At 46.1% G+C, this 2,198-nt stretch carries 2 protein-coding genes; both read right to left on the bottom strand.

Annotated elements, in window-relative coordinates; all coding sequences use genetic code 11:
* On the bottom strand, positions 1 to 1,082 hold a 1,082-nt coding region (locus tag WEIDD23_RS00065; RefSeq protein WP_242865336.1), incomplete at its 3' end, for an RNA methyltransferase.
* Between the two features lie 104 nt (positions 1,083 to 1,186).
* Positions 1,187 to 2,017, bottom strand: a complete 831-nt coding sequence (locus WEIDD23_RS00060; RefSeq protein WP_010370371.1) for a Cof-type HAD-IIB family hydrolase — start codon at positions 2,015 to 2,017, stop codon at positions 1,187 to 1,189.
* Between the last annotated feature and the right edge of the window lie 181 nt (positions 2,018 to 2,198).

Here is a 2,198-nt window from a genome sequence, read left to right as displayed (position 1 = left end):
ATCACTTGTAGGCCGGTCAAATCAGGCGTTCCTTCTGGGGCCGCGTAGACTTGATCACCGAACGCAATCAACAACGCTGGGTCGTAATCCGGTAAGAAATCAGTTCGGAAATCTTGCCAAAGTGCTCGTTGGTCCTTCGTCAAGTTTGACTTCGCCAACTTAGGTTCCTTAGCAACATAGTCGTCTTCGGTTTGATTTGAAACTAACTTGGCCATGAAGTGTCCTTCACCATCTGAGTGGTGTGGGAACAAACGGGCCGTCTTCTTCAAATCAGGGTTTCCGTCAGCCCATTCTGGCTTACCATCATCCATGCCTTCATATTTATCTGCATCGACAATTTCCAAGTCAGGACGTTCACTGATTAGCCAAGCGATAATGCGCTCATCTTCTTCAGGGGCGAACGTGCAAGTTGAGTAGACCAATTGGCCACCTGGCTTTAGCATCTTAACTGCTTCTTCCAAAATCTCACGTTGACGGGTGGCGTTCTCTTCTGGGTAGTGCTCATGCCAATACTTAATCGCAGCGGGATCTTTACGGAACATCCCCTCACCTGAACATGGCGCATCCAACACAATTTTATCGAAGTATTGTGGGAACTTCGGTGACAATTCCTGTGGTGAATGATTCGTCACAATCGCGTTTTGTACCCCAAAACGTTCGACATTTTCACTCAAGATTGCTGCTCGCTTACGGAAGATTTCGTTAGACACTAACAAACCCTTTTGCTCCATAAACGACGCCAAGTGGGTTGTTTTACCACCTGGTGCAGCCGCTAAGTCCAACACGCGTTCACCAGGCTTAGGCCGGGCTAATTCGCCAACCAACTGTGCAGACGGTTCTTGTGAGTAAATGACACCCGTTGTGTGGTCAACAGAGTGGCCTTTCACGGCCCCATAGTTGCCCCATTTTCCCCATGGTACTTTGCCGTCGGACTCAGTGTCATATAAGCCCATATTGGCCTTCAAGGGGTTCTGGCGAAATGCCTTTACGACAGGCTTATCAAATGATTCGATAAATGCATCTGCCTCATCGCCTAATAGTTGGCGGTATTTTTCTTCAAATCCTTCTGGTAACTCCGCCATCACAGCGCTCCTTTTATTATGTATTCAAACTCTATTTTACACGTTTTTACTGCGCAAAAAAAGCACTGCTCTTGCACAGTGCTTTCACATTTGTTAAGTGATTTTTAAAGGGACAATTTTAGTAACTTTTCAAGGTAACGTGCCAGCCCATCTTCTTCGTTGGTATAGTCCGTCATATCATCCGCGATGGCCTTTAATTCTGGATTCCCGTTCTTCATCACCACGCCATGTGTGGCATAGCCGATCATCTCGAAATCATTCATTTCGTCACCGAACGCATAAATATCATCGCGCTTAATATCATAGGCTTTGCGCAAGACATCTAGGCCAGTATCCTTTGAAACCCCGGCTGGTGCGACTTCAAGCACTGGTGACTCACCACCCCATGTCTTGACATTAACACGATCAGCCCCGTAACGGTCCGTCACGAAATGTTGAATTTGTGATTGATGCAAGGCATTTTCGGCGTGAATCAGAATGGCATTAACATCCGTCTGTAGATTCAAGCGGTCTAACATTTTGCGGCCTGTTTCATCTTGTGGGAAGAAAATAGCATCTTCCGTCCCACGCTGCGGACCATTACCGTTTGCCCAAACATCATTCTTACTTTCGGCTACCACCGTATCAATCCCCATCATCTGCGCATTTTCCAATAAATCAAACGCAATTTCACGGTCGATATTAAATGAATACTCATGATCCCAGTGTTGATAAGGCTTGTGCCCCAATGACCCGTTAAAATTAATCATCGGTGATTGCAATCCCAACGTGTCATAGATGTCCATTGACAAACGCACTGGTCGTCCAGTCACAATCGAAACAATGTGACCTTCACGTTGCGCAGCTTGTAAAGTACGACGCGTGCGGTCAGATACCTTGCCTGCGTCATTTAGTGTTGTTTTATCCAAATCTATGCCGATTAGCTTACGATCCATCGTCTGCCCCCCCTCGTTCTAAACTCAATTGTTACCATGGTAGCATAAAGTGGCAATGACGCGGAAAAATAATCCTATTTTTGTGTGTTGTCCTGTAATGGCACAATTAACTGGCTTTGTTCGACATCGATGGTGTAACGAATATCTTGGTTACCGCGCACCGTCATTTCAAAGTCAGTAC

This window comes from Weissella sp. DD23, from assembly GCF_001579105.1.
In the GTDB taxonomy this organism is placed as follows: domain Bacteria; phylum Bacillota; class Bacilli; order Lactobacillales; family Lactobacillaceae; genus Weissella; species Weissella cibaria.
The sequence above is the reverse complement of the archived record's forward strand: the minus strand, read 5'-3'. Positions and strand labels throughout refer to the sequence as shown.